19 protein-coding genes and 2 tRNA genes are annotated in these 19,350 nt (G+C 71.2%); 6 read left to right on the plus strand and 15 right to left on the minus strand.

The annotated features are described in order from the left end of the window. Window positions 1-204 precede the first annotated feature (204 nt). From IG62_RS0135680 to pgsA, 3 genes are read right to left on the minus strand one after another with little or no spacing between them, the layout of a single operon-like run. Window positions 205-1,323, minus strand: a complete 1,119-nt coding sequence (locus IG62_RS0135680) for a glycosyltransferase family 4 protein (protein ID WP_030813477.1) — start codon at window positions 1,321-1,323, stop codon at window positions 205-207. Continuing rightward, window positions 1,320-2,255 carry a phosphatidylinositol mannoside acyltransferase gene (locus IG62_RS0135685; protein WP_030813479.1) on the minus strand — a complete coding sequence of 312 codons (936 nt, stop codon included), beginning with the start codon at window positions 2,253-2,255 and terminating at the stop codon, window positions 1,320-1,322. Before IG62_RS0135685 ends, IG62_RS0135680 begins: the two co-directional genes overlap by 4 nt. Further along, window positions 2,252-2,908, minus strand: coding sequence for a phosphatidylinositol phosphate synthase (pgsA, locus tag IG62_RS0135690; protein WP_030813483.1), 657 nt, complete (start codon window positions 2,906-2,908; stop codon window positions 2,252-2,254). The genes IG62_RS0135685 and pgsA overlap by 4 nt, the downstream gene beginning before the upstream one ends. A gap of 263 nt (window positions 2,909-3,171) precedes the next feature. Between pgsA and IG62_RS0135695 the strand changes: the two genes are divergently transcribed. Next, window positions 3,172-5,370, plus strand: coding sequence for an elongation factor G-like protein EF-G2 (locus IG62_RS0135695; RefSeq protein ID WP_030813486.1), 2,199 nt, complete (start codon window positions 3,172-3,174; stop codon window positions 5,368-5,370). 218 nt (window positions 5,371-5,588) lie between these two features. Continuing rightward, window positions 5,589-7,268, plus strand: coding sequence for a hypothetical protein (locus IG62_RS0135700; RefSeq protein ID WP_030813489.1), 1,680 nt, complete (start codon window positions 5,589-5,591; stop codon window positions 7,266-7,268). Between the two features lie 36 nt (window positions 7,269-7,304). Here IG62_RS0135700 and IG62_RS0135705 read toward each other — a convergent pair whose 3' ends face one another. The 3 genes from IG62_RS0135705 to IG62_RS0135715 form a co-directional block, all read right to left on the minus strand. Further along, window positions 7,305-8,504: a YncE family protein gene (locus tag IG62_RS0135705; RefSeq protein ID WP_030813492.1), complete on the minus strand. Its 1,200-nt coding sequence runs from the start codon at window positions 8,502-8,504 to the stop codon at window positions 7,305-7,307. Then, the gene (locus IG62_RS0135710) at window positions 8,504-9,301 is read right to left on the minus strand and encodes a polysaccharide deacetylase family protein (RefSeq protein WP_037840166.1); all 798 of its coding nucleotides are present in this window, start codon (window positions 9,299-9,301) and stop codon (window positions 8,504-8,506) included. The genes IG62_RS0135705 and IG62_RS0135710 overlap by 1 nt, the downstream gene beginning before the upstream one ends. A 112-nt stretch (window positions 9,302-9,413) precedes the next feature. Then, window positions 9,414-9,971 carry an HIT family protein gene (locus tag IG62_RS0135715; protein ID WP_030813499.1) on the minus strand — a complete coding sequence of 186 codons (558 nt, stop codon included), beginning with the start codon at window positions 9,969-9,971 and terminating at the stop codon, window positions 9,414-9,416. 67 nt (window positions 9,972-10,038) lie between these two features. Between IG62_RS0135715 and IG62_RS0135720 the strand changes: the two genes are divergently transcribed. Further along, window positions 10,039-10,680, plus strand: coding sequence for a potassium channel family protein (locus IG62_RS0135720; protein WP_030813503.1), 642 nt, complete (start codon window positions 10,039-10,041; stop codon window positions 10,678-10,680). A 54-nt stretch (window positions 10,681-10,734) separates the two neighbouring features. On the opposite strand, the gene thrS is transcribed toward IG62_RS0135720, so the two are convergent. The 3 genes from thrS to IG62_RS0135735 all read right to left on the minus strand — a co-directional run bounded on the left by thrS (window position 10,735) and on the right by IG62_RS0135735 (window position 14,595). Then, window positions 10,735-12,717, minus strand: coding sequence for a threonine--tRNA ligase (thrS, locus tag IG62_RS0135725; protein ID WP_030813506.1), 1,983 nt, complete (start codon window positions 12,715-12,717; stop codon window positions 10,735-10,737). 112 nt (window positions 12,718-12,829) lie between these two features. Further along, window positions 12,830-14,008, minus strand: a complete 1,179-nt coding sequence (locus IG62_RS0135730; protein WP_030813509.1) for a hypothetical protein — start codon at window positions 14,006-14,008, stop codon at window positions 12,830-12,832. Continuing rightward, entirely contained in the window at window positions 14,008-14,595 is a 588-nt protein-coding gene (locus IG62_RS0135735) for a DUF4365 domain-containing protein (RefSeq protein ID WP_030415300.1), read from the minus strand. The genes IG62_RS0135730 and IG62_RS0135735 overlap by 1 nt, the downstream gene beginning before the upstream one ends. Window positions 14,596-14,806: 211 nt before the next feature. On the opposite strand from IG62_RS0135735, the gene IG62_RS0135740 reads away from it, so the two are divergent. Next, complete coding sequence (locus tag IG62_RS0135740) at window positions 14,807-15,532, plus strand: exonuclease domain-containing protein (RefSeq protein WP_030813512.1); 726 nt, start codon at window positions 14,807-14,809, stop codon at window positions 15,530-15,532. Window positions 15,533-15,747: 215 nt separating this feature from the next. Here IG62_RS0135740 and IG62_RS0135745 read toward each other — a convergent pair. The 4 genes from IG62_RS0135745 to IG62_RS0135760 all read right to left on the minus strand — a co-directional run bounded on the left by IG62_RS0135745 (window position 15,748) and on the right by IG62_RS0135760 (window position 17,060). Continuing rightward, window positions 15,748-15,819, minus strand: a tRNA-Val gene (locus tag IG62_RS0135745). A gap of 72 nt (window positions 15,820-15,891) precedes the next feature. Then, the gene (locus tag IG62_RS0135750) at window positions 15,892-16,353 is read right to left on the minus strand and encodes an SRPBCC family protein (protein WP_030813515.1); all 462 of its coding nucleotides are present in this window, start codon (window positions 16,351-16,353) and stop codon (window positions 15,892-15,894) included. A gap of 149 nt (window positions 16,354-16,502) precedes the next feature. Then, window positions 16,503-16,574 (minus strand) — tRNA-Val (locus IG62_RS0135755). 54 nt (window positions 16,575-16,628) lie between these two features. Beyond that, window positions 16,629-17,060: a TIGR02611 family protein gene (locus IG62_RS0135760; protein ID WP_030813518.1), complete on the minus strand. Its 432-nt coding sequence runs from the start codon at window positions 17,058-17,060 to the stop codon at window positions 16,629-16,631. Between the two features lie 189 nt (window positions 17,061-17,249). On the opposite strand from IG62_RS0135760, the gene IG62_RS0135765 reads away from it, so the two are divergent. Next, a complete protein-coding gene (locus IG62_RS0135765; protein WP_003959770.1) occupies window positions 17,250-17,663 on the plus strand; it encodes an SsgA family sporulation/cell division regulator in 414 nt (137 codons plus the stop codon). Between the two features lie 229 nt (window positions 17,664-17,892). Beyond that, on the plus strand, window positions 17,893-18,459 hold the full coding sequence (locus IG62_RS0135770) for a CGNR zinc finger domain-containing protein (RefSeq protein WP_030813520.1): 567 nt from the start codon (window positions 17,893-17,895) through the stop codon (window positions 18,457-18,459). A gap of 60 nt (window positions 18,460-18,519) precedes the next feature. On the opposite strand, the gene IG62_RS48060 is transcribed toward IG62_RS0135770, so the two are convergent. Together IG62_RS48060 and IG62_RS0135780 are read right to left on the minus strand one after the other, a co-directional pair. Then, the gene (locus IG62_RS48060) at window positions 18,520-18,675 is read right to left on the minus strand and encodes a hypothetical protein (protein ID WP_199812568.1); all 156 of its coding nucleotides are present in this window, start codon (window positions 18,673-18,675) and stop codon (window positions 18,520-18,522) included. 68 nt (window positions 18,676-18,743) lie between these two features. Then, window positions 18,744-19,202 (minus strand): hypothetical protein, encoded by a 459-nt coding sequence (locus IG62_RS0135780; protein WP_030813522.1) that lies wholly within the window; start codon window positions 19,200-19,202, stop codon window positions 18,744-18,746. Window positions 19,203-19,350: the final 148 nt, after the last annotated feature.

A 19,350-nucleotide genomic window follows, 5' to 3' on the forward strand; every position in this document is an offset into this window, starting at 1 on the left:
TTCGTGGACGTAAAGCGACAGCAGTCCACGAACAAGGCCCCGGAGGTCCGTCACCGCACCCACCACAAACCCAGCCCGCCGCAGGCGCAACGGCGAGAAGCCCCGCGGCGGGACGGCGAGCTACGTGCGGGGGCGCCGCAAAGCGCAACGGCGAGCAACCCCGACGGCGGGACAGCCAGGTACGTGGGAGGCCCCGCAAAGCGACTACGTGGGCAAGACCGAAGCCGCCCCCGCCGTCACCGTTTCGTAGACCGCGAGGATGTCCGCGCCGACCGTGGTCCAGTCGAAGCGGCGGACGTGGCGGGTGCCGCGGGTGCGGAGTTCGGCGAGGCGGGCCGGGTCGCCGAGGAGCCGGACCGCCGCGGTGGCGAGGGTGTCCGCGTCCTCGTTGGTGAAGAGTTCGCCGGCCTCGCCCTGGTCGAGGACCTGGGCGAACGCGTCGAGGTCGCTGGCCAGTACGGGGGCGCCGGCGGACATGGCCTCCACGAGGATGATGCCGAAGGATTCGCCGCCCGTGTTGGGGGCGACGTAGAGGTCGACGCTGCGGAGCAGGCGGGCCTTGTCCTCGTCGCTGACCATGCCGAGGAATTCGACCCGGGAGCGGAGTTCGGCGGGGAGGGAGGCGACGGCCTCTTCCTCGTCGCCGCGGCCGGCGACGAGGAGGCGGGCGTCGGGGACCTCGGCGAGGATCTTGGGCAGGGCCTTCATGAGGACGGGCAGGCCCTTGCGGGGTTCGTCGATGCGGCCGATGAAGCCGATGGTCTTCCCCTGCCATGCGGCCTTGGGTTCGGCGCGGGCGAAGAAGTCGACGTCGACGCCGTTGGGGATGACGACCGCGTCGCCGCCGAGGTGTTCGACCAGGGTGCGGCGGGCGTATTCGCTGACCGCGATGCGGGCGCTGATCTTCTCCAGGGCGGGCTGGAGGATCGGGTAGGCGGCGATCATCGCCCGGGAGCGCGGGTTGGAGGTGTGGAAGGTGGCCACGATCGGGCCCTGGGCGGCCCAGCAGGCGAGCAGGCCCAGGGAGGGGGAGGCCGGTTCGTGGATGTGGAGGACGTCGAAGGCGCCGTTCTGCAGCCAGCGGCGGACCCGGGCGGCGGAGAGGAAGCCGAAGTTGAGGCGGGCGACCGAGCCGTTGTAGGGCACGGGTACGGCGCGGCCGGCGGAGACGACGTACGGCGGGAGCGGGGTGTCGTCGTCGGACGGGGCCAGGACGGAGACCTCGTGGCCGAGCCGGATGAGGTGCTCGGCCAGGTCGCGGATGTGGAACTGCACGCCGCCGGGGACGTCCCAGGCGTAGGGGCAGACGATGCCGATCTTCACGCCGTCTCCGTTCCGGGCTCGCGGGCCTCCAGGTCGGCGAGCCACAGGCGCTGGAGCATGTGCCAGTCCTCGGGGTGGTCGGCGATGCCGGAGGCGAAGGCGTCGGCGAGCGCCTGGGTCATCTGGGCTGCTTTCTCGACGCGGGTGCCGGTCTCGGGGACCTCGATCTCGGGGTGGACCCGGCCGCGCATGACGGGGGTGTCGTCGTACCAGAGGGTGACGGGCAGCAGCATGGCGCCGGTCTGGAGGGCGAGCATCGCCGGGCCGGCGGGCATCTTGGTCTCCTCGCCGAAGAACTTGACCGGTATGCCGGAGCTGGAGAGGTCGCGGTCGGCGACCAGGCAGACCAGGCCGCCGGCCCGCAGGCGGCGGGCGAGGGTGCCGAAGGCGGCGCCGCCGGTGTGCGGCAGGACCTCCATGCCCAGGCCCTCGCGGTAGGCGACGAAGCGGTCGTAGAGGGATTCCGGCTTGAGGCGCTCGGCGACGGTGGTGAAGGGGGTGTTGAGCTTGGTGGTGACCCAGACGCCCGCGAGGTCGTAGTTGCCCATGTGGGGCAGGGCGAGGATGACGCCGCGGTCGCTCTTGAGGCCGTCGGTGAGGTGGTGGACGTCCTCGGCGACGAAGCCGTTCCTTATGCGGTCCTTGCTCCAGGCGGGCAGGCGGAAGGACTCCATCCAGTAGCGCATGTACGAGCGCATCCCGGCGCGGGAGAGCTCGGCCAGGCGCTGTGGGGAGGCGTCGGGGACGACCCGGGCGAGGTTCGCCTCCAGGCGGCGTACGCCCTTGCCGCGGCGCTTCCAGGCGGTGTCGGCGATCTGCCGGCCGAGGCGTACCGCGACGGCTTCGGGCAGCCGTTTGACGGTGCTCCAGCCCAGTCCGTAGAGCGCGTCGGTGAGTGTGCCGGTGTCGATCCGCGGCAGCCGCGGGCTCATGCGCTGTTCCCCCCTCGTGCGATGGCGTCGGCCTCGGCCGATTCGCGGCGTACCGTCACCACGCGCTGGCCGAGGGTGACGGTGCTGCCGATGGCGACGATCCACAGGGCGATCGGCAGCAGTGCTTCGACACCGGGTACCCCGAATTTGTGCAGACCCGAGAGACCGCAGGCGACGAGGGTGATGACCAGCCGTTCGGCGCGTTCCACCAGGCCGTTGACGGCCACCGGCAGTCCGATGGCCTCGCCGCGGGCCTTGGTGTACGAGACGACCTGGCCGCTGGCCAGGCAGAAGATCGCGATGGCGCAGAGTGTCAGGCTGTTGCCGCCGCCGGCGTACCAGAGGGCCAGCCCGCCGAAGATCGCCGAGTCGGCGACCCGGTCGAGGGTGGAGTCGAGGAAGGCGCCCCAGCGGCTGGAGCGGCCCAGTTGCCGCGCCATGTTGCCGTCGACGAGGTCGGAGAAGACGAACAGCGTGATGACGACCGTTCCCCAGAAGAACTCACCCTGCGGGTAGAAGATCAGCGCGCCGGCCACCACGCCGCCGGTGCCGATGAGGGTGACCGCGTCCGGGCTGATGCCGAGGCGGATGAGCAGGGCGGCGAACGGCGTGAGAACACGCGTGAAGAAAGCACGCGCGTACTTGTTCAGCATGGCCTTCCCGAAGGTCGATACGGGCCGCGCGGTCAAGGGGCCACCGGCTGGCCCATCGTAGCCACGAGGTCTGTGGCCACCACGAAGGCATCGCGGCGCAGGGTGCATCCCGCGGCTCGGGCCGGGCGGCGTGCGCCTCCGGGCGCGCGTGCGGGCCCCTTCGACCCCTTGGGAGCGCGGGGGCGCTGTGCCATCTATGGACGGCTGCTGACCACGGTGGAAAGCTCGAATCACCGCAAAGTGTCGACCTGGAGGCGAGACACATGAGCGAGAAGACGAGTACACACCCGGGAGCCGCCGGAAGGGCGGTAACGGCCGGCCGGCCCACGGACCTGCGGAACGTGGTGCTGGTCGGCCACAGCGGATCGGGAAAGACCACCCTGGTCGAGGCGCTCGCGCTGGCGTCCGGCGCGGTCAACCGGGCCGGGCGGGTCGAGGACGGCGGCTGTCTGTCGGACTACGACGAGATCGAGCACCGCCAGCAACGCTCGGTACAGCTGTCCCTGGTCCCGGTGGACTGGGGCGGAATCAAGATCAATATCCTGGACACCCCCGGATACGCCGATTTCGTCGGGGAGCTCAGGGCCGGTCTGCGCGCAGCGGACGCGGCCCTTTTCGTTGTCTCGGCGGCCGACGGCGTGGCCGGCGCGACCCGCATGGTGTGGGACGAGTGCGCCGCGGTCGGGATGCCGCGGGCGCTGGTCATCACGCACCTGGAGGCGTCCCGGTCGGACTTCGGCGAGATGACCGAGCTGTGCCGGGCCACCTTCGGCGGGGAGGATCCGGACGCCGTGGTCCCGCTCTACCTGCCGCTGTACGGGACGCCGGGTGCCGATGGGCACGCCCCCGTACGCGGTCTGATCGGCCTGCTCTCCCAGCGGGTCTTCGACTACTCCTCCGGGGAGCGCACCGAGCGGGAGCCGACCGCCGAGGAGCTGCCGCTGATCGAGGAGGCCCGCGGCCGGCTCATCGAGGCGATCATCGCCGAGAGCGAGGACGAGTCCCTGATGGACCGCTACCTCGGCGGCGAGGACATCGACATCAAGACGCTCGTGGGGGACCTGGAGACGGCGGTGGCCCGCGGCACCTTCCACCCCGTGCTGGCCGCGGCTCCGGCCGCGGAGGGTTCGAAGCAGGGGCTGGGGACCGTCGAGCTGCTGGAGCTGATCACCGGTGGTTTCCCGACGCCCGCGGAGCGCGAGGCGCCCGCGGTGACCACCCCGGACGGCAGGCCGCGCCCGGCGCTCGCGTGCGATCCGGACGGTCCGCTGGCCGCGGAGGTGGTCAAGACCTCGTCCGACCCGTATGTCGGCCGGATCTCGCTGGTCCGGGTCTTCTCCGGCACGCTGCGTCCGGACGAGACGGTGCACGTCTCGGGCCACGGCCTCGCGGACCGGGGGCACGAGGACCATGACGTCGACGAGCGGGTGGGCGCGCTGTCCGCCCCGTTCGGCAAGCAGCAGCGGCCGCTGCCGCAGGCGATCGCCGGTGATCTGGCGTGCGTGGCGAAGCTGACCCGTGCCGAGACCGGCGACACCCTGTCCGCCAAGGACGATCCGCTGCTGATGGAGCCCTGGTCGATGCCGGACCCGCTGCTGCCGGTCGCCATCCAGGCGCACAGCAAGGCCGACGAGGACAAGCTGTCCCAGGGCCTGGCCCGTCTGGTCGCGGAGGATCCGACGATGCGGCTGGAGCACAACCAGGACACCCACCAGGTGGTGCTGTGGTGCCTGGGTGAGGCTCATGTGGACGTGGCGCTGGAGCGGCTGCGGGCCCGGTACGGCGTCCAGGTCGACACCGTGCCGCACAAGGTGCCGCTGCGGGAGACCTTCGGCGAGTCCGCCGCGGGCCGCGGCCGGCACGTCAAACAGTCCGGTGGGCACGGCCAGTTCGCGATCTGCGAGATCGAGGTCGAGCCGCTGCCGGGCGGTTCGGGCATCGAGTTCGTGGACAAGGTCGTGGGCGGTGCGGTGCCGCGGCAGTTCATCCCGTCCGTCGAGAAGGGGGTGCGCGCCCAGGCCGGGCGCGGGGTCGCCGCCGGGCATCCGCTGGTCGACATCCGCGTCACGCTGCTCGACGGCAAGGCGCACTCGGTCGACTCCTCGGACGCCGCGTTCCAGACGGCCGGTGCGCTGGCGCTGCGGGAGGCGGCCGCCGACGCCCGGATCGATCTGCTGGAGCCGTTCTGCGAGGTCAGTGTGATGGTTCCGGACGAGTACGTGGGGCCGGTGATGAGTGATCTGTCGGGGCGTCGCGGCCGGGTGGTGGGCACCGAGCAGTCCGGGGCCGGCCGTACCGTCGTCCGCGCCGAGGTGCCCGAGATCGAGATCGGCCGGTACGCGGTCGACCTGCGGTCGCTCTCGCACGGCACCGGCCGGTTCTCCCGGGTGCATCTCCGGCACGAACCGATGCCGCCGCAGATCGCCGCGAAGGTACGGGAAGCGGCCGGGAACGGCGGGTAGTTGACGCTGGGTCAGCCTTGAAAGCGCCTTGAAAGCGCCTCGAAAGGGTCCTGAAACAGCCCTGAATCAGCCGTCGTCCGGCTCAACTCCCTTGGGGTGGACGGCGGCTGTACGCTGAGTTCCTGCCGCTGACCTGGGTGACGGACACCTGTTCGGCGGCGGCGACGCGGGGTCACAGGTGTGCCGTCGGCGGAAGTCGGGAAGAGCCGCATCATCGGATGCGAGCGGTGTGGGGGGCGGTAGTGGCAGACGGCTTTGACTTCAGTCCTGGGGCGCAGGTGCCGCTCTCGGGGAGCGCCGGTCAGACGGCGGCGACCCAGGCCCTGGCCTCGGCCGCCTACCGTGACGATCCGCTGGTCGCCATCAGCAAGGCCGACTCCGACACCGCCAAGTCCGAGATCAAGAAGCCGAAGCTGTCGCTGTTCGAGCCCAATCTGGGGGAGGCGTTCGCGCGGGCGGTGCAGGTGCGGATGCTCGGTGGCGGCCGCAAGCCGCTGATCCAGTCGTTCGGCATCGAGCCGCAGACCGTCGTCGAGCACTGCCTGTCGGCCACCCGCATCCGCAAGCAGCGGGACTCCAAGCTGACGCTGCTGATGGTGCTGTTCGGCGTGGTGTTCCTGCCCGGTGTGCTCCTGTGGCTGGGCGTCTTCCAGCTGCGCAAGATGCTCTCCAAGGACGGCGCGGGCAACGGCCTCTCGCTGCTCGGCGCGACGCTGCTGACCGTACTGGCCGGCCTCGGGCTGTTCTTCATGGTCAAGCTGCCCATGACCGGCTTCTGGCCGATGTACGCGCGGGCCATGGTGATCGCGCCGATGATCGGCTGGTGGTGGGCCAAGCAGATCTGCGAGAAGACCGCGGTGGCCATGCGGGAGTCCTGGAAGGGGCTGCTGGAGGGCGGCGGGGTGGCCGCGAAGATCCCCGAGGCGGTGCCGCAGGACCCGAACCAGACCGCGGCGGAGACCCTCCGTCAGAACCTCGCCATGGTCACCGCCGAGCAGAACAGCAACGTGGTCTTCTACGCCGGCCCCAAGGGCATACTCGGCATGGGTACCCGCTGGGGCAGCTGGCAGCTCGCCGAGGAGCTCAAGCCGGTCCAGGAGGGCACGGAGATCCATCCGTTCCGCAGCTGGGACGTGATCCGGGCGATCCACGACAAGCTGCGGCTGCTGGAGCGCAGCCCGCTGCACACCGGCGGCTTCCCCACCCCGTCCGTGCGCCATTGGATCGTCTCCCCGGTCGGGGAGAAGGCCGCCGCCGTCGCCCGGCCCGAGGGCGCGCACGTGGAGGCGTACCAGATCCGCGGGCACGAGATAGAGCGGATCTGCAACGAGCAGCAGTTCGGCAGCGGCAACCGCCACTACCTCGGTGTGCAGTTCGTGCTGTGGGACGGCCAGCTGGTGATCACGCTGATGATCACCGTCACGGTGCTGCACGAGACGCTGCGCATCGAGGTGACGGGCCACGCCCTCGGTCCGGTGAACGGCCTGTTCACGACCAAGCCGGAGCCGAAGACCAAGGACGTCGCCAAGGTCGTCAAGTTCTGGGAGACCAAGACCCAGCACCTCCCGCTCATCGAGCCCAAGGAGGTGGTCCGGCTGGCCGCCCGGGCGCCGCTGACGTGGTTCCCGCCGGTGCTGGACTTCCTCGGCGGGAAGCTGACCCTGCCCGAGCCGTTCGGTCTGCGGCACGTGTGGGCGGACAAGCCCTGGCGGCACCGCTTCATGGCCGATGACGCGCTGCGCGCCGCGACCCCTGTCCTGCGGACGGTCCACGCCGCCGCCATGGGTGTCCTCAAGGAGCACGGCGTGGACACCGAGCGCTTCACCAACCGTTCGCTGGTGCTCAGCGGCATGATCCAGGGCGTGGAGCCGCAGAAGGCCGACGAGTACAACGCCTAGCCGGGTGCCGGGCCGTGGGGCCGGGCGGCCCCAAGGTCACCGGAAGATGCCGGTGTGCCCGAGGGAGTACCGCCCGGGCTGCGGGTAGACGGCCAGGCCGTGCGGGCCCTGGCCGACCGGGATCTTGGCGAGGGTCTTGCCGGTCTTGGTGTCGAGCGCGTAGACCTCGGAGTTGTAGCGGCCGGACAGCCACAGCACCTTGCCGTCGGTGGACAGTCCGCCCATGTCGGGGCTGCCGCCGCCGCGGATGTGCCACTTGTCGACGAGTTCGCCCGTCCTGAAGTCGAGCAGGGAGATCGAGCCCTCGCCGCGGTTGGAGATGTACATGTACCGCGAGTCGCGGCTGACGTAGAGACCGTGGGCGCCCTTGCCGGTCGGCACGAGCTTGGGCCGGTCGAAGGTGTCGCCGTTCATGACCCAGATCCCGTCGGCCATCATGTCGGCGATGTACCAGGTCCTGCCGTCCGGGGAGATCTTCACGTCCTGCGGCATCGCCCCGTCGAACGGCAGTTTCTCCTGGCCGATGACCTTCATCTTCTCGGTGTCGACCTTGAGCAGTTCCCCGGAGAACTCGCAGGAGACGATGAAGTACCGGCCGTCCGGCGAGAAGTCGGCGTGGTTGACGCCGGCGCAGTTGACCGGGAGGGTCTTGCGGATCTCCATGGTGTGCGGGTCGCGGAAGACCAGCTGCCGGTCCATCGAGGCCATCACGACGGCGTACCTGCCGTTGGGCGTGAAGTAGAGGTTGTACGGGTCGTGCACCTTGACCGGCTGGCCGGCCTTGCCGGTGGCCGGGTCGATCGGGGTCAGGTCGTGCCCCCGGTTGTTGTTGACCCAGAGCGTCTTCAGGTCCCAGGACGGCACGACGTGCTGCGGCTGGACGCCCACCGGGATGGTCTCGATGACCTTGTACGTCTTCGGGTCGATGACGCTGACCGTGTCGGAGCCGGTGTTGGGCACGTAGATCCGCGGCGGGAAGTCCTTGACCTCGGGCACCAGTTTGCCCGGCCGGTCGGCCGCGTACAGGTCGTGCTCGTCGATCAGCGGCGGCATGCCCGGCAGTCCCGGCTTGGCGGCCTTGACCGGTGCGCGTTCGACCGGCCGGGGGCTCTGCCCGGCCGGCTTGCCCCCGCTGCAGGCCGCCGCCACCAGCGCGCAGGCCACGGCGAGCAGCGCGGACGCCCGGCGGCGGACGCGGGGGCTCTTACGGTCGTGGGTACGGTTGCGGTCAGCCATCAGGTCACTAGCTCCGTTGTCGTCACCGCGCGCAGTCCGCGCCGGCGGAGGCCGTCGAGGATCGGGGGCAGCGCGGCCACCGTGCCGGCGTGCCCGAGGTGGAGGCTCACGACCGAGCCCGGCCGGACCGCGTCCAGGACCGTGCGCCGGACGGCCTGGGCACCGGGGTCGTTCGCGTCGAGGGAGTCCACGTCGTAGGAGAGGACGTGCGGATAGCCGGCCTTGCGGGCCAGCTGCGTCACCAGATCGGTGGCGCGCCGGGTCTGCGAGGGGCGGAACCAGCTGCCGATGGTCCCGGTGAGCCGGCGCAGCCGGTCGGCGCAGCCGGTGATCTCGGCGTAGGCGTCGGTGGCTGGCAGGGCGCAGATGTCGCGGTGGTGCAGGGTGTGGTTGCCCAGCTCGTGGCCGCCGTCGAGGATGCGGCGGGCCATCCGCGGCTGGGCGTCGAGCCAGTCGCCGACGACGAGCACGGTGAGCCGGGCGCCGGCCCGCTCGGCCTCGCCCAGCAGGGCGGTCGCCAGCTTCGGGTCGCCCCGGCCGTGGAAGGTCAGGGCGACCGCGCGGGCGTCGCGCGGGCCGTTCTCGATCTGTACGGGCAGGCCGGGCACCCGGGTGGGCGGACGGGCGGCGTGGGCCGGCCGGTGCGTTCCCCCGTCCGCCGGGGACGGACTCGGGCCGGCCGTCCGTACGGGGCCGCGCTCCTCGTCCCGGTGGGGGTCGCAGCCCGACAGCAGCGCACCCGCGGCCGCGGCCGAGGCGGCCGCGCGCAGCACCGAGCGACGATCTGGGGAAGTCACCACCCCATTAGAGAGGCAACTAATCCGAATTAGGGCGATCTATACGATTCGCCCTCGTACGTGTCGTCTCCGGGCCGGCCCCGGCGGGCCTCCCGGACGGCGGGCAGGCGCCCTACGCGGGCCAGGCGGCGGCCAGCATCGCCCGGGTGTCGGCGAGGAGTTGCGGCAGCACCTTGGTGTGCCCGACGACCGGCATGAAGTTCGTGTCGCCGCCCCAGCGCGGGACCACGTGCTGGTGCAGGTGGGCCGCGATGCCCGCACCGGCCACCGTGCCCTGGTTCATCCCGATGTTGAAGCCGTGCGCCCCCGACGCGGTCCGCAGCGCGGTCATCGCCCGCTTGGTGAACTCCGCCAGCTCCGCGGTCTCCGCGTCGTCCAGCTCGGTGTAGTCGGCCACGTGCCGGAACGGGACGACCATGAGGTGACCGCCGTTGTACGGATAGAGGTTGAGCACCGCGTAGACGCGCTCGCCGCGGGCGATCACCAGCCCGTCCTCGTCGGACTTCGCCGGGATCGTGCAGAACGGGCAGCCGTCGTCGGCCCCCGGGCCGCTGGGCTTGTTCTCGCCCTGGATGTAGGCCATCCGGTGGGGCGTCCACAGGCGCTGGAAGGCGTCCTGCGTCCCGACTCCGATCTGCTGCTCCGGCTCGCTTGTCATACGGGCCAGCATATGGCGTCGCCCATTGGCAGCGTGTCGTTGGGGCGCATCGCACCGGCCGCTGGACGATGCTGGGCCGGTGGACAGGGAACAGCGGCGACGCGAGTGGGAGCGCGCCGCCGAGCCGTACCTCCTCGCCGCCTCGCTGCTCTTCCTGACCTCCTACGCGGTCCAGGTGCTGGTTCCCGACCTGTCCCCCGGCTGGCAGACCTTCTGGGCGCTGGTCACCGTCGGCACCTGGGGCCTCTTCGTCACCGAATATCTGGCCCGGCTGCTGCTCAGCGACGACCGGCGGCGCTTCGTCCGCACCCACTGGCTGGACCTGATCGTGACCGCCCTGCCGCTGCTCCGGCCGCTGCGGGTGGTCGAGACGCACGACCGGATGCAGCGCCGCCGGGACCACCCCCGGCTCGCCCTGGAGGCCCGCGTGATGGCCTACGCGGGCCTGACCTCCCTGCTGCTCGGCTTCGCCGCGAGCCTCGCCGTCTACCACGACGAACGGCACGCCCCGGGCAGCACCGTCCGCACCTTCGGCGACGCGGTGTGGTGGGCGTGCTCGACCCTGACCACCACCGGTTACGGCGACATCACCCCGGTCACCGCCCGCGGCCGGGTCACCGGCGCGGTGCTGATGTTCGTCGGCGTCGCCCTGGTCGGCGCGGTCGTGGGCTCCTTCTCCTCCTGGCTGCTGCGCCGCTTCCGCCGGGAGGGCGAGACGTGAGAGGGCCCCGGGGAGCGGATGCTCTCCCGGGGCCCTTTGGTCACGCCACGGGCGTCACACCTGGACGCGGCGCTCCACCACGTCCAGCAGCTTGGCGATCGCCTGGTCACGCGGGATGCCGTTCTCCTGCGACCCGTCGCGGTAGCGGAAGGACACCGCACCGTGCTCCATGTCCTCGTCGCCCGCGAGGATCATGAACGGCACCTTGGCCTTCTGGGCGTTCCGGATCTTCTTCTGCATCCGGTCCGAGGACGAGTCCACCTCGACCCGCAGCCCCTTGGCCTTCGCCTGCGCGGCGAACTCCTCCAGGTACGGCACATGCGCGTCACCGATCGGGATGCAGGTCGCCTGCACCGGGGCCAGCCACGCCGGGAAGGCACCCGCGTAGTGCTCCAGCAGGACCGCGAAGAACCGCTCGATCGAGCCGAAGAGCGCGCGGTGGATCATGACGGGCTGCTGCTTCGAGCCGTCCGCCGCGGTGTACTCCAGGCCGAAGCGGGCGGGCTGCTGGAAGTCGACCTGGATGGTCGACATCTGCCAGGACCTGCCGATGGCGTCCTTCGCCTGCACCGAGATCTTCGGGCCGTAGAAGGCGGCGCCGCCCGGGTCCGGCACCAGCGGCAGCCCCTGCTTCTCGGCCGCCTGGCGCAGCGCCTCGGTGGCCTCCTCCCACTCCGCGTCCTCGCCGATGAACTTGTCGGACTCCGGGTCGCGGGTGGAGAGCTCCAGCTCGAACTCGGTCAGGCCGTAGTCGCGCAGCAGATCGAGGACGAAGGTGAGCAGGTTGTCCAGCTCGTCCGCCATCTGCTCCTTGGTGCAGTAGATGTGCGAGTCGTCCTGGGTGAAGCCGCGCGCCCGGGTCAGGCCGTGCACGACGCCGGACTTCTCGTAGCGGTAGACCGTGCCGAACTCGAAGAGCCGGAGCGGCAGTTCGCGGTACGACCGGCCGCGGGCCTTGAAGATCAGGTTGTGCATGGGGCAGTTCATCGCCTTGAGGCGGTAGTTCTGCCCGTCGAACTCCAGGGGCGGGAACATCGCCTCGCCGTAGTTCGGCAGGTGCCCCGAGGTCTCGAAGAGAGCTTCCTTCGTGATGTGCGGGGTGTTGACGAACTCGTAGTCCGACAGCTCGTGCCGCTTGCGGGAGTAGTCCTCCATCACCCGGCGCACGACGCCGCCCTTGGGGTGGAAGACGGCGAGGCCGGAGCCCAGCTCCTCCGGGATGGAGAACAGGTCCAGCTCCGCCCCGAGCTTGCGGTGGTCGCGCTTCTCGGCCTCGGCGAGGAACTCCAGGTACGCCTTGAGCTCGTCCTTGGTCGGCCAGGCGGTGCCGTAGATCCGCTGGAGCTGCGGGTTCTTCTCGCTGCCGCGCCAGTACGCGGCCGCCGAGCGCATCAGCTTGAACGCCGGGATGGCGCGGGTGCTGGGCAGGTGCGGACCGCGGCACAGGTCCTTCCAGCACAGCTCGCCGGTCTTCCCGTCGAGGTTGTCGTAGATGGTCAGCTGGCCGGCGCCGACCTCGGCGGAGGCACCCTCGGCGGCGTCCGCGGCGGAGCCCTTCAGGCCGATCAGTTCGAGCTTGTACGGCTCGTCGGCCAGCTCCTCGCGGGCGGCCTCGTCGCTGACCGCGCGGCGCGCGAACTTCTGCCCGCGCTTCTGGATCTCCTGCATCTTCTTCTCGATGCGCTTGAGATCGTCCGGGTGGAACGGGGTCTCGACGTCGAAGTCGTAGTAGAAGCCGTCCTTGATCGGCGGGCCGATACCGAGCTTCGCCTCCGGGAACAGCTCCTGCACGGCCTGCGCCATCACGTGCGCGGTGGAGTGCCGCAGGATGTTCAGGCCGTCCTCGGAGGAGATCTCGACCGGCTCGACCTCATCGCCGTCGGCGACCTCGTACGCCAGGTCCTTCAGCTCCCCGGCGACCCGTGCGGCGACGACGCTGCGCTCACCCTGGAAGAGGTCGGCGGCCGTAGTGCCCGTGGTCACCACGCGTTCTTCCCGCTCGGAATCGCGTTGGACGGTCACACGGACGTCTGACACCGGTCTCTCCTGACTCATGTCTCTTTCGCGTCAGCGTTTGCTGCGCAGCCGAATCGTACCGAGCCGCCGCACCTGACCGCGAAACGGTTTCCCGGGGCCGGTCCGCGGGCGGTCAGTCGTCGGCGCCGCACGCCTCCTCGAAGAAGTCCAGATTCTCCTGGAGGGACTTCAGCAGCCGGTCCCGCTCCGCCTCGTCGACCTGCACCGGCGTGACGTCGTGGCCCCCGGTGATCCGGCGGAAACCGCCCCGGCTCTCCAGTCTGCCGCTGACCCGGATCGGCAGTCCCACGAGGTGGGCGTGGCCCGCGATGCGGTAGTCCTCCTCCCCCAGTGCGACCCGCACCTGGACCACGTCGGCCCCGGTCAGCACCCGCAGCCGGACCGTGCCGGGGCCGCCGGGCCGCTCCCGGCGCAGCCGTACGACCGCGCCGGTCACCCGGACCGGCAGCGAGGGCTCGTCGCGGACGTAGCGCCGGGCGGCCTGCTCCAGCGCCGGGAGGTCGCCGGGCGAGAACTCGACCGGTTCCGGACGGGCCGGGCAGCCGGCCGGCGGGCCGGCCGCCGGTGACCACTCGACCGAGATCCGCACCCCCTCCGCGTCCCGTACGAGCGCGATCAGCGCCTGTACCAGCTCGTGGCAGACGCCCAGCTCGACGGCCGCGTCGTAGGCCTCCATGCCTCCGGTGGCGCGCTGGTAGTCGGTGGCGTCCCGGGCGGCGTGCAGGGCCCGCTGCAGCCCGGCGACCGCCGCGCGGCCGCCGTCGGCCGGGACGAAGGCGGTCAGCCGCCGGCCGGCGGTCGCGGGCCCGACCAGGACCTCGCCCAGGAACCCTTCGGCCTGCCGCTTGTGCCGGGCGCCGTAGTAGCCGGCCCGGCCGTACGTCCCCAGCGCCCCGGCGACCAGCATCGCGCGGGCCGCGCCGCGCAGCTGCTCCTGGGCGACCCAGCGCGCGGCGACCGAGCCGCCGTCGGGGACCTCGCGCTCCCAGCCGACCTCGTCGCTGGGCACCGCCAGCCCGGTCAGCACCTCGCGGGCGGAGGGCGCGGCGGACCGCGCGAGCGCCGCCAACGCCTCGGCGAGCAGCTCGGCGCTGTCGGGGAAGCGGCGGTCGTGCGGGACCAGCAGGCTGGTGCCGCCCAGGCCGCCGGGCGGGGTCCAGCGGGCGTAGTGGCCGGCGGCCCCGCCCCGGCGGCGCCAGCCGTGCCGGGCCAGCAGCGCGCTGAGGACGGCGGGGTCGAGCCGCGCGGGATCCAGCGGCCGCGCAGGGGGTTCGTCGATCGGCCGGTACATCACGGTCTCCCTCCCGCCCCGACCCGGGTCATGATTTCGCAGAGCGCGCGGTCGTCGAAGATCCGCGTGGTCGGGATCCGCACGGTGGTCCTGCGCCGGCCGGTCACCGGATGGCCGGCCAGGTTGATCCAGTAGCAGCAGTGGCGCAGTTCGAGCCGGTCGTGGGAGGCCCGCAGCCACTCCTCCTGGGTCCGCGGGACGAGCATCACGACGAGGATCTTGTGCACCGACACGGGTGTGCGGGCCAGCTTCACCAGGTGGTCGTTGTCGAGGGTGAAGGCGAAGGTCGGGCCGGGCGGGCGCGGGGCGGTCTGGTAGGTGCATTTGAGCTGCACCTTGATGGTGACCTCGTCGTCGACGGTGTGTCCGGGTGCGCCGTGGCTGACGTGCCAGTCGATGCCGTTGTCCGGGAAGGGCTGGGCCAGCGAGCAGCCGGAGGCGGCCGCGACCGCGTGCAGATAGCCCACCTGGAGCGTCTCCATGCAGGCGGTCGTCGCGAGGCCGCCGCGCTGCGGTGTGGTGGCGGGCGGGGGGTACCTCCCGCTTGCGGGGGACAGCCCGCCCGGTTCGGGCTGCGCGATGGTCATCGCGGGCGTGCCTTCCGGGCTCGGTGGGTGCGCGGAGATGAATGCGTCGGAGAGGACGGGGAACCGGCGGATCGCGTGGCCCGTCCCTGTGGTTGTCTCCGCGTCAAGTGGTCCGCAAACAAGGACGGTTCGAGCACCGGTGCGCTCGGGTATCACCTGCTCGGGTGGTATTGCGCCACCATCACCCGTACGACCGCGAGGAGTTGGGATGATGCCGTGCTGGTATGACGGCCCTCTTGCCGCCTTCGACACCGAGACGACGGGGATCGACGTCGAGCGGGACCGCATCGTCTCCGCCGCGCTGGTGGTCCAGGAGACCCCGCGTTCGGCGCCCCGCATCACCCGCTGGCTGATCAATCCCGGCGTCGAGATACCGGAAGCCGCCGTCGCGGTGCACGGTCTCACGGCCGACCACCTCGCCCTGCACGGCCGCTGGCCGGCGCCGGTGGTGGAGGAGGTGGCGCGGGCGCTGGCCGCCCAGGCGGTGGCCGGCCGTCCGCTGGTGGTGATGAACGCCCCGTTCGATCTCACCCTGCTGGAACGCGAGTTGAAGCGGCACCGCGCCAGCTCGCTGAACGCGTATCTGGGCGCCCATCCGCTGCGCGTGCTGGACCCCCGGGTGCTGGACAAACATCTGGACCGTTACCGCAAGGGCCGCCGCACGCTCGCCGATCTGTGCGCGCAGTACGAGGTCGAGCTGACCGAGGCGCACGACGCGGCCGCGGACGCGCTGGCCGCGCTGCAGGTGGTGCGTGCGCTGGGGCACCGGTTCTCGGACCGCCTGGGGAGCCTGCACCCGGCGGAGCTGCACACCCGGCAGGCGGTCTGGTACGCGGCCCAGGCCCGTGGGCTGCAGGCGTGGTTCGCGCGCAGCGGCACTCCGGAATCGGTGGATCCGCACTGGCCGCTGCGTCCGGAACTCCCCGCCGCGGCCTGATTCGGCATCAGGAATTTCCGCATGGTCGACCGGCAACCGGTCGGCCGACCGAGAAAGAAACGGTCGGAATTCCGATTCCTGGTCGCTTCTCGTGACGGCGGAACGCACCGGCAAGGGAACTCCGCCGCACGGAACTCCCCACTACGGAACTCCTCCTCCGCACCACTCAACAAAAAGAACCGGGCCACCTTTTGGTGGCCCGGTTCTGATCCCGGTGGGCGATACTGGGTTCGAACCAGTGACCTCTTCGGTGTGAACGAAGCGCTCTCCCACTGAGCTAATCGCCCGGGTGTCCGGCGAGGTTTCCCTCGCGAACGACCTGAACAATACAGCCCGCGCGGGCGTTCCATCAAATTTCCTCAGGCCCGGGCCAGCCAGCGGGCCAGCCCGCGCCGCCCGGCCCGCATCATCAGGGCGTGATTGGCGCGGAACAGCGGCCGCGCCAGCAGCCCGACCTGGCGCATCAGCGGTTTGCAGACCTCGACGTCCTGCTCGAAGACGGCGCGGGTGCCGCCGGCGCCGGGCACCACGGTCCAGCGCGCCCAGCCGGTCAGGTCGCCGCGCATCGCGATCTCCAGGACCCCGGCGCCGGGGTCCCGTACGTGCTCGGTGGCCACCACCCTGAGGTCGTACGGCAGCAGGGAGCGGAAGCGGGCGGTCCCGCTCCGGTCGTCGATCCGGGTCACCTCGCGCACCTGCGGCCACCACTGCGGGTAGCTCTCGGCGCGCTCCAGGACGGCGTAGACGACGGCCGGCGGGGCGCGGAGCAGCCAGACGCTGCGGAAGCGGTAGCGGTGCAGCCGGCGGGACCAGTCGGGCATGATCCCAGTGTGCGCCCCGCACGGCGGCGGGCGCCCAACAACGGCGAAGGCCCGGGGACTTGGCGTCCGGCGGGCCGTCGTGCGCGGGGGCACGCAAAAGGGGCGGCGGGACCCGCATCGTCTGCGAGTACCCGCCGCCCCTTGTGACGTGGGCGATACTGGGTTCGAACCAGTGACCTCTTCGGTGTGAACGAAGCGCTCTCCCACTGAGCTAATCGCCCGGGCGCACCGCCAACATTACCCCACGTCGGCGGGCACTTGTGACCACGTTCCGGTCACTCGGCGACGTTCCAGGGCAGCACCAGGCCGAACTTCCACGCGTAGACCGCGACCCCGGCGGCGATGATCGTCACGCCGAGCGCGGTCAGGATGATGTTGCGGCGCCGCACCTTGGGGTCGAGCGCCTTCTGGGCGGCTTCGGTGACCTTGCGCTTGGTCCAGCGCAGGACCAGCTGGGCCCAGACGAATTCGGTCGCCCAGATCGCCATGCCGGCGAAGATCACCAGCCAGCCGGGACCCGGCAGCGGCAGCAGGACCACTCCGCCGGCGACCACCGCGAGACCGACGACGAAGACGCCGACCTGCCAGCTCAGGTGCAGCGGCCGCGAGCGCTTGATGAAATGCGGCGCTCGCGAGCCGAGCGGCTGCTCGGGCGGCACGGTCTCCTCCTCGACTACTCCCGGCCCCCCGTTACTCAGCGTATTCATACCGTCAAACTTACCGGACGCGAGGGGGCGGCGGAATTACCGACGGGGACGATCTCGCAATCCGCCGTAAGAGGTACCTGAAGCCACCCAAAACCGTCAGAGGGGTTTACAACGGCACCGTAGGTGGCATGTCGATTTCGCCGACGTGCGAATCCCCGAGCGCACACTGAGCGAAAGGCCCTGGCGCTTATGAACACCACGGTCAGCTGCGAGCTGCACCTGCGCCTCGTTGTGTCGAGCGAGTCCTCACTGCCTGTACCCGCGGGCCTGCGGTATGACACGGCCGATCCCTACGCCGTGCATGCCACCTTCCATACCGGAGCCGAGGAGACCGTCGAGTGGGTGTTCGCCCGCGACCTCCTCGCCGAGGGCCTGCACCGGCCCACGGGCACCGGAGACGTCCGCGTATGGCCGTCCCGGAGCCACGGACAGGGCGTGGTCTGCATCGCCCTGAGCTCCCCGGAAGGCGAAGCCCTGCTCGAAGCCCCCGCGCGGGCTCTCGAGTCGTTTCTCAAAAGGACGGATGCCGCCGTACCGCCCGGTACGGAGCACCGGCATTTCGATCTCGACACAGAGCTGTCCCACATCCTCGCGGAGAGCTGAGACGCAGCACGGTTACCGAAAGCACCCATCCGCTCACACTTGCGCCCGTCCGACTCGGGGAGACGGCGCAGGACCGACAAGTTCATACGGCAGAGATCGGCGTCGTCGCCGCGGAGCCACCGCGGGGGACGGCGCCGAAGCTTGTCCCAGGCGCTAGAGTCGGCGACCATTCGGCCACGACACCCGGGGGCGGTACCCGTCCGGCCCCACCCTGCCAGGGAGCGGAACCGTGATGATCACCCATGACACCCGGTGCGCGCTGGACGCGGTCGTCGATCTGCTCAACACCGCTCCGGAGGGCGAGGCGCCCGGCGCGCCGGACAGCCTGACCGCCGTCCCGGCCGTCGAGGACTTCGCCCGCCGCAACAACTTCAGCGACGTGGGCACGCTCGGGCCGGACGACCTGGCGGCGGTACGCAGGGTCCGGGCGCGGTTCGCCGAGGTCTTCGCCGCCGGGGACGACCGCACCGCGGCCGCGCGGCTCAACGCACTGGTCGCCTCGGCGGGCACCACCCCGCAGCTGACCGACCACGACGGCTACGACTGGCACGTGCACTACTTCGCGCCGGGCGCCTCCGTGGCCGACCGGATGGCCGCGGACGGCGGGATGGCGCTCGCCTTCCTCGTCGTGGCCGGTGAGCGTGAGCGGCTGCGGCGCTGCGAGGCACCGGACTGCCGGCACGCGTTCGTCGACCTCTCCCGCAACCGTTCGCGGCGCTACTGCGACAGCCGCACCTGCGGCAACCGGCTGCATGTCGCGGCCTACCGCGCGCGGCGCCGGGAGGCCGCGGGCTGACGGCCGGTGCGGACCGGCCGACGGCTCCCACGGCGGGCGCGGACCGGCCGTACGCCGGCCTCACAGGATGAAGAGGTCGTGTACGGCGCCGAGGAGGAGCAGGCAGCCGATGACGGCGAGGAAGAGCATCAGCGGCGGCTGGGACAGCGCGAAAAGGCAGCCGCGGGGTTCGGGGGACGGGGCGTCGTCTTGGGCGAGGGCGCACTCATCGTTCATCTCGCGCGCATCATGGCGCACGTGATCTTCCGAGGGCGCCCAAAGGGGGCCTCAGCAGCGGGAGTTCATCAGATCCCGTGCTTTTTCAGGATCGCTTCGATGTCCGAGAAGTCATCCTTGGGAGCGCCGGCGGCCTGCGGGGCCTTCCCCTTGCCGGCGGGCCGGTCCGCCGTACGTCCCGCGCCGAGGGACGGTATGGAGGCACCCGGAGCCACCGCGTCGGGCGTGGCGCCCCCGGCCGCCTTGCGGTCCTTGCGGGCTCCGATCCCGCCGCGGCGGCGCTCCACCGTCCGGCTGAGCATGAAGAGCAGGAACGAGAGCGCGAGCAGGCCGAAGCCCGCCCAGACCGTGGGCTTGAAGACGATGTTGGTGACCCAGTCGATGACGCCGGTCATCACCAGGCCGATCGGGATCAGGGAAAAGGCGGCGATGCGGGTCGCGGCGAGGAATCGCTTGCGGTACGCCGTCAGCGCGGCGATGCCCAGGCCCGCTGCCGACACCGCGGCACAGACGGTCGAGGTCAGCATCCGGTCCTCCTGCCGGTGGAAGGGCGAGCAGTCCCTCTGCTCCCCTCCATCCTGCCCTGTCCGGGCCCGCCCGGGCCATGTTCCGGCACCGTCTTCAGGGTCTTCTCGGGGTCACCCTCATCCCCAGGTCCGGGTTCGGCCACCAGGG

It is taken from the genome of Streptomyces sp. NRRL S-337 (genome assembly GCF_000720175.1).
In the GTDB taxonomy this organism is placed as follows: domain Bacteria; phylum Actinomycetota; class Actinomycetes; order Streptomycetales; family Streptomycetaceae; genus Streptomyces; species Streptomyces siderophoricus.

Excerpts from the sequence above, each read along its gene's own strand:
- IG62_RS0135685 (WP_030813479.1), bottom strand. The coding sequence starts at position 2,255 with ATGAGCCCGCGGCTGCCGCGGATCGACACCGGCACACTCACCGACGCG.
- pgsA (WP_030813483.1), bottom strand. The coding sequence starts at position 2,908 with ATGCTGAACAAGTACGCGCGTGCTTTCTTCACGCGTGTTCTCACGCCG.
- IG62_RS0135695 (WP_030813486.1), top strand. The coding sequence starts at position 3,172 with ATGAGCGAGAAGACGAGTACACACCCGGGAGCCGCCGGAAGGGCGGTA.
- IG62_RS0135700 (WP_030813489.1), top strand. The coding sequence starts at position 5,589 with ATGCGAGCGGTGTGGGGGGCGGTAGTGGCAGACGGCTTTGACTTCAGT.
- IG62_RS0135705 (WP_030813492.1), bottom strand. The coding sequence starts at position 8,504 with ATGGCTGACCGCAACCGTACCCACGACCGTAAGAGCCCCCGCGTCCGC.
- IG62_RS0135715 (WP_030813499.1), bottom strand. The coding sequence starts at position 9,971 with ATGCTGGCCCGTATGACAAGCGAGCCGGAGCAGCAGATCGGAGTCGGG.
- IG62_RS0135730 (WP_030813509.1), bottom strand. The coding sequence starts at position 14,008 with ATGTACCGGCCGATCGACGAACCCCCTGCGCGGCCGCTGGATCCCGCG.
- IG62_RS0135735 (WP_030415300.1), bottom strand. The coding sequence starts at position 14,595 with ATGACCATCGCGCAGCCCGAACCGGGCGGGCTGTCCCCCGCAAGCGGG.
- IG62_RS0135740 (WP_030813512.1), top strand. The coding sequence starts at position 14,807 with ATGCCGTGCTGGTATGACGGCCCTCTTGCCGCCTTCGACACCGAGACG.
- IG62_RS0135750 (WP_030813515.1), bottom strand. The coding sequence starts at position 16,353 with ATGCCCGACTGGTCCCGCCGGCTGCACCGCTACCGCTTCCGCAGCGTC.
- IG62_RS0135760 (WP_030813518.1), bottom strand. The coding sequence starts at position 17,060 with ATGAATACGCTGAGTAACGGGGGGCCGGGAGTAGTCGAGGAGGAGACC.
- IG62_RS0135765 (WP_003959770.1), top strand. The coding sequence starts at position 17,250 with ATGAACACCACGGTCAGCTGCGAGCTGCACCTGCGCCTCGTTGTGTCG.
- IG62_RS48060 (WP_199812568.1), bottom strand. The coding sequence starts at position 18,675 with ATGAACGATGAGTGCGCCCTCGCCCAAGACGACGCCCCGTCCCCCGAA.
- IG62_RS0135780 (WP_030813522.1), bottom strand. The coding sequence starts at position 19,202 with ATGCTGACCTCGACCGTCTGTGCCGCGGTGTCGGCAGCGGGCCTGGGC.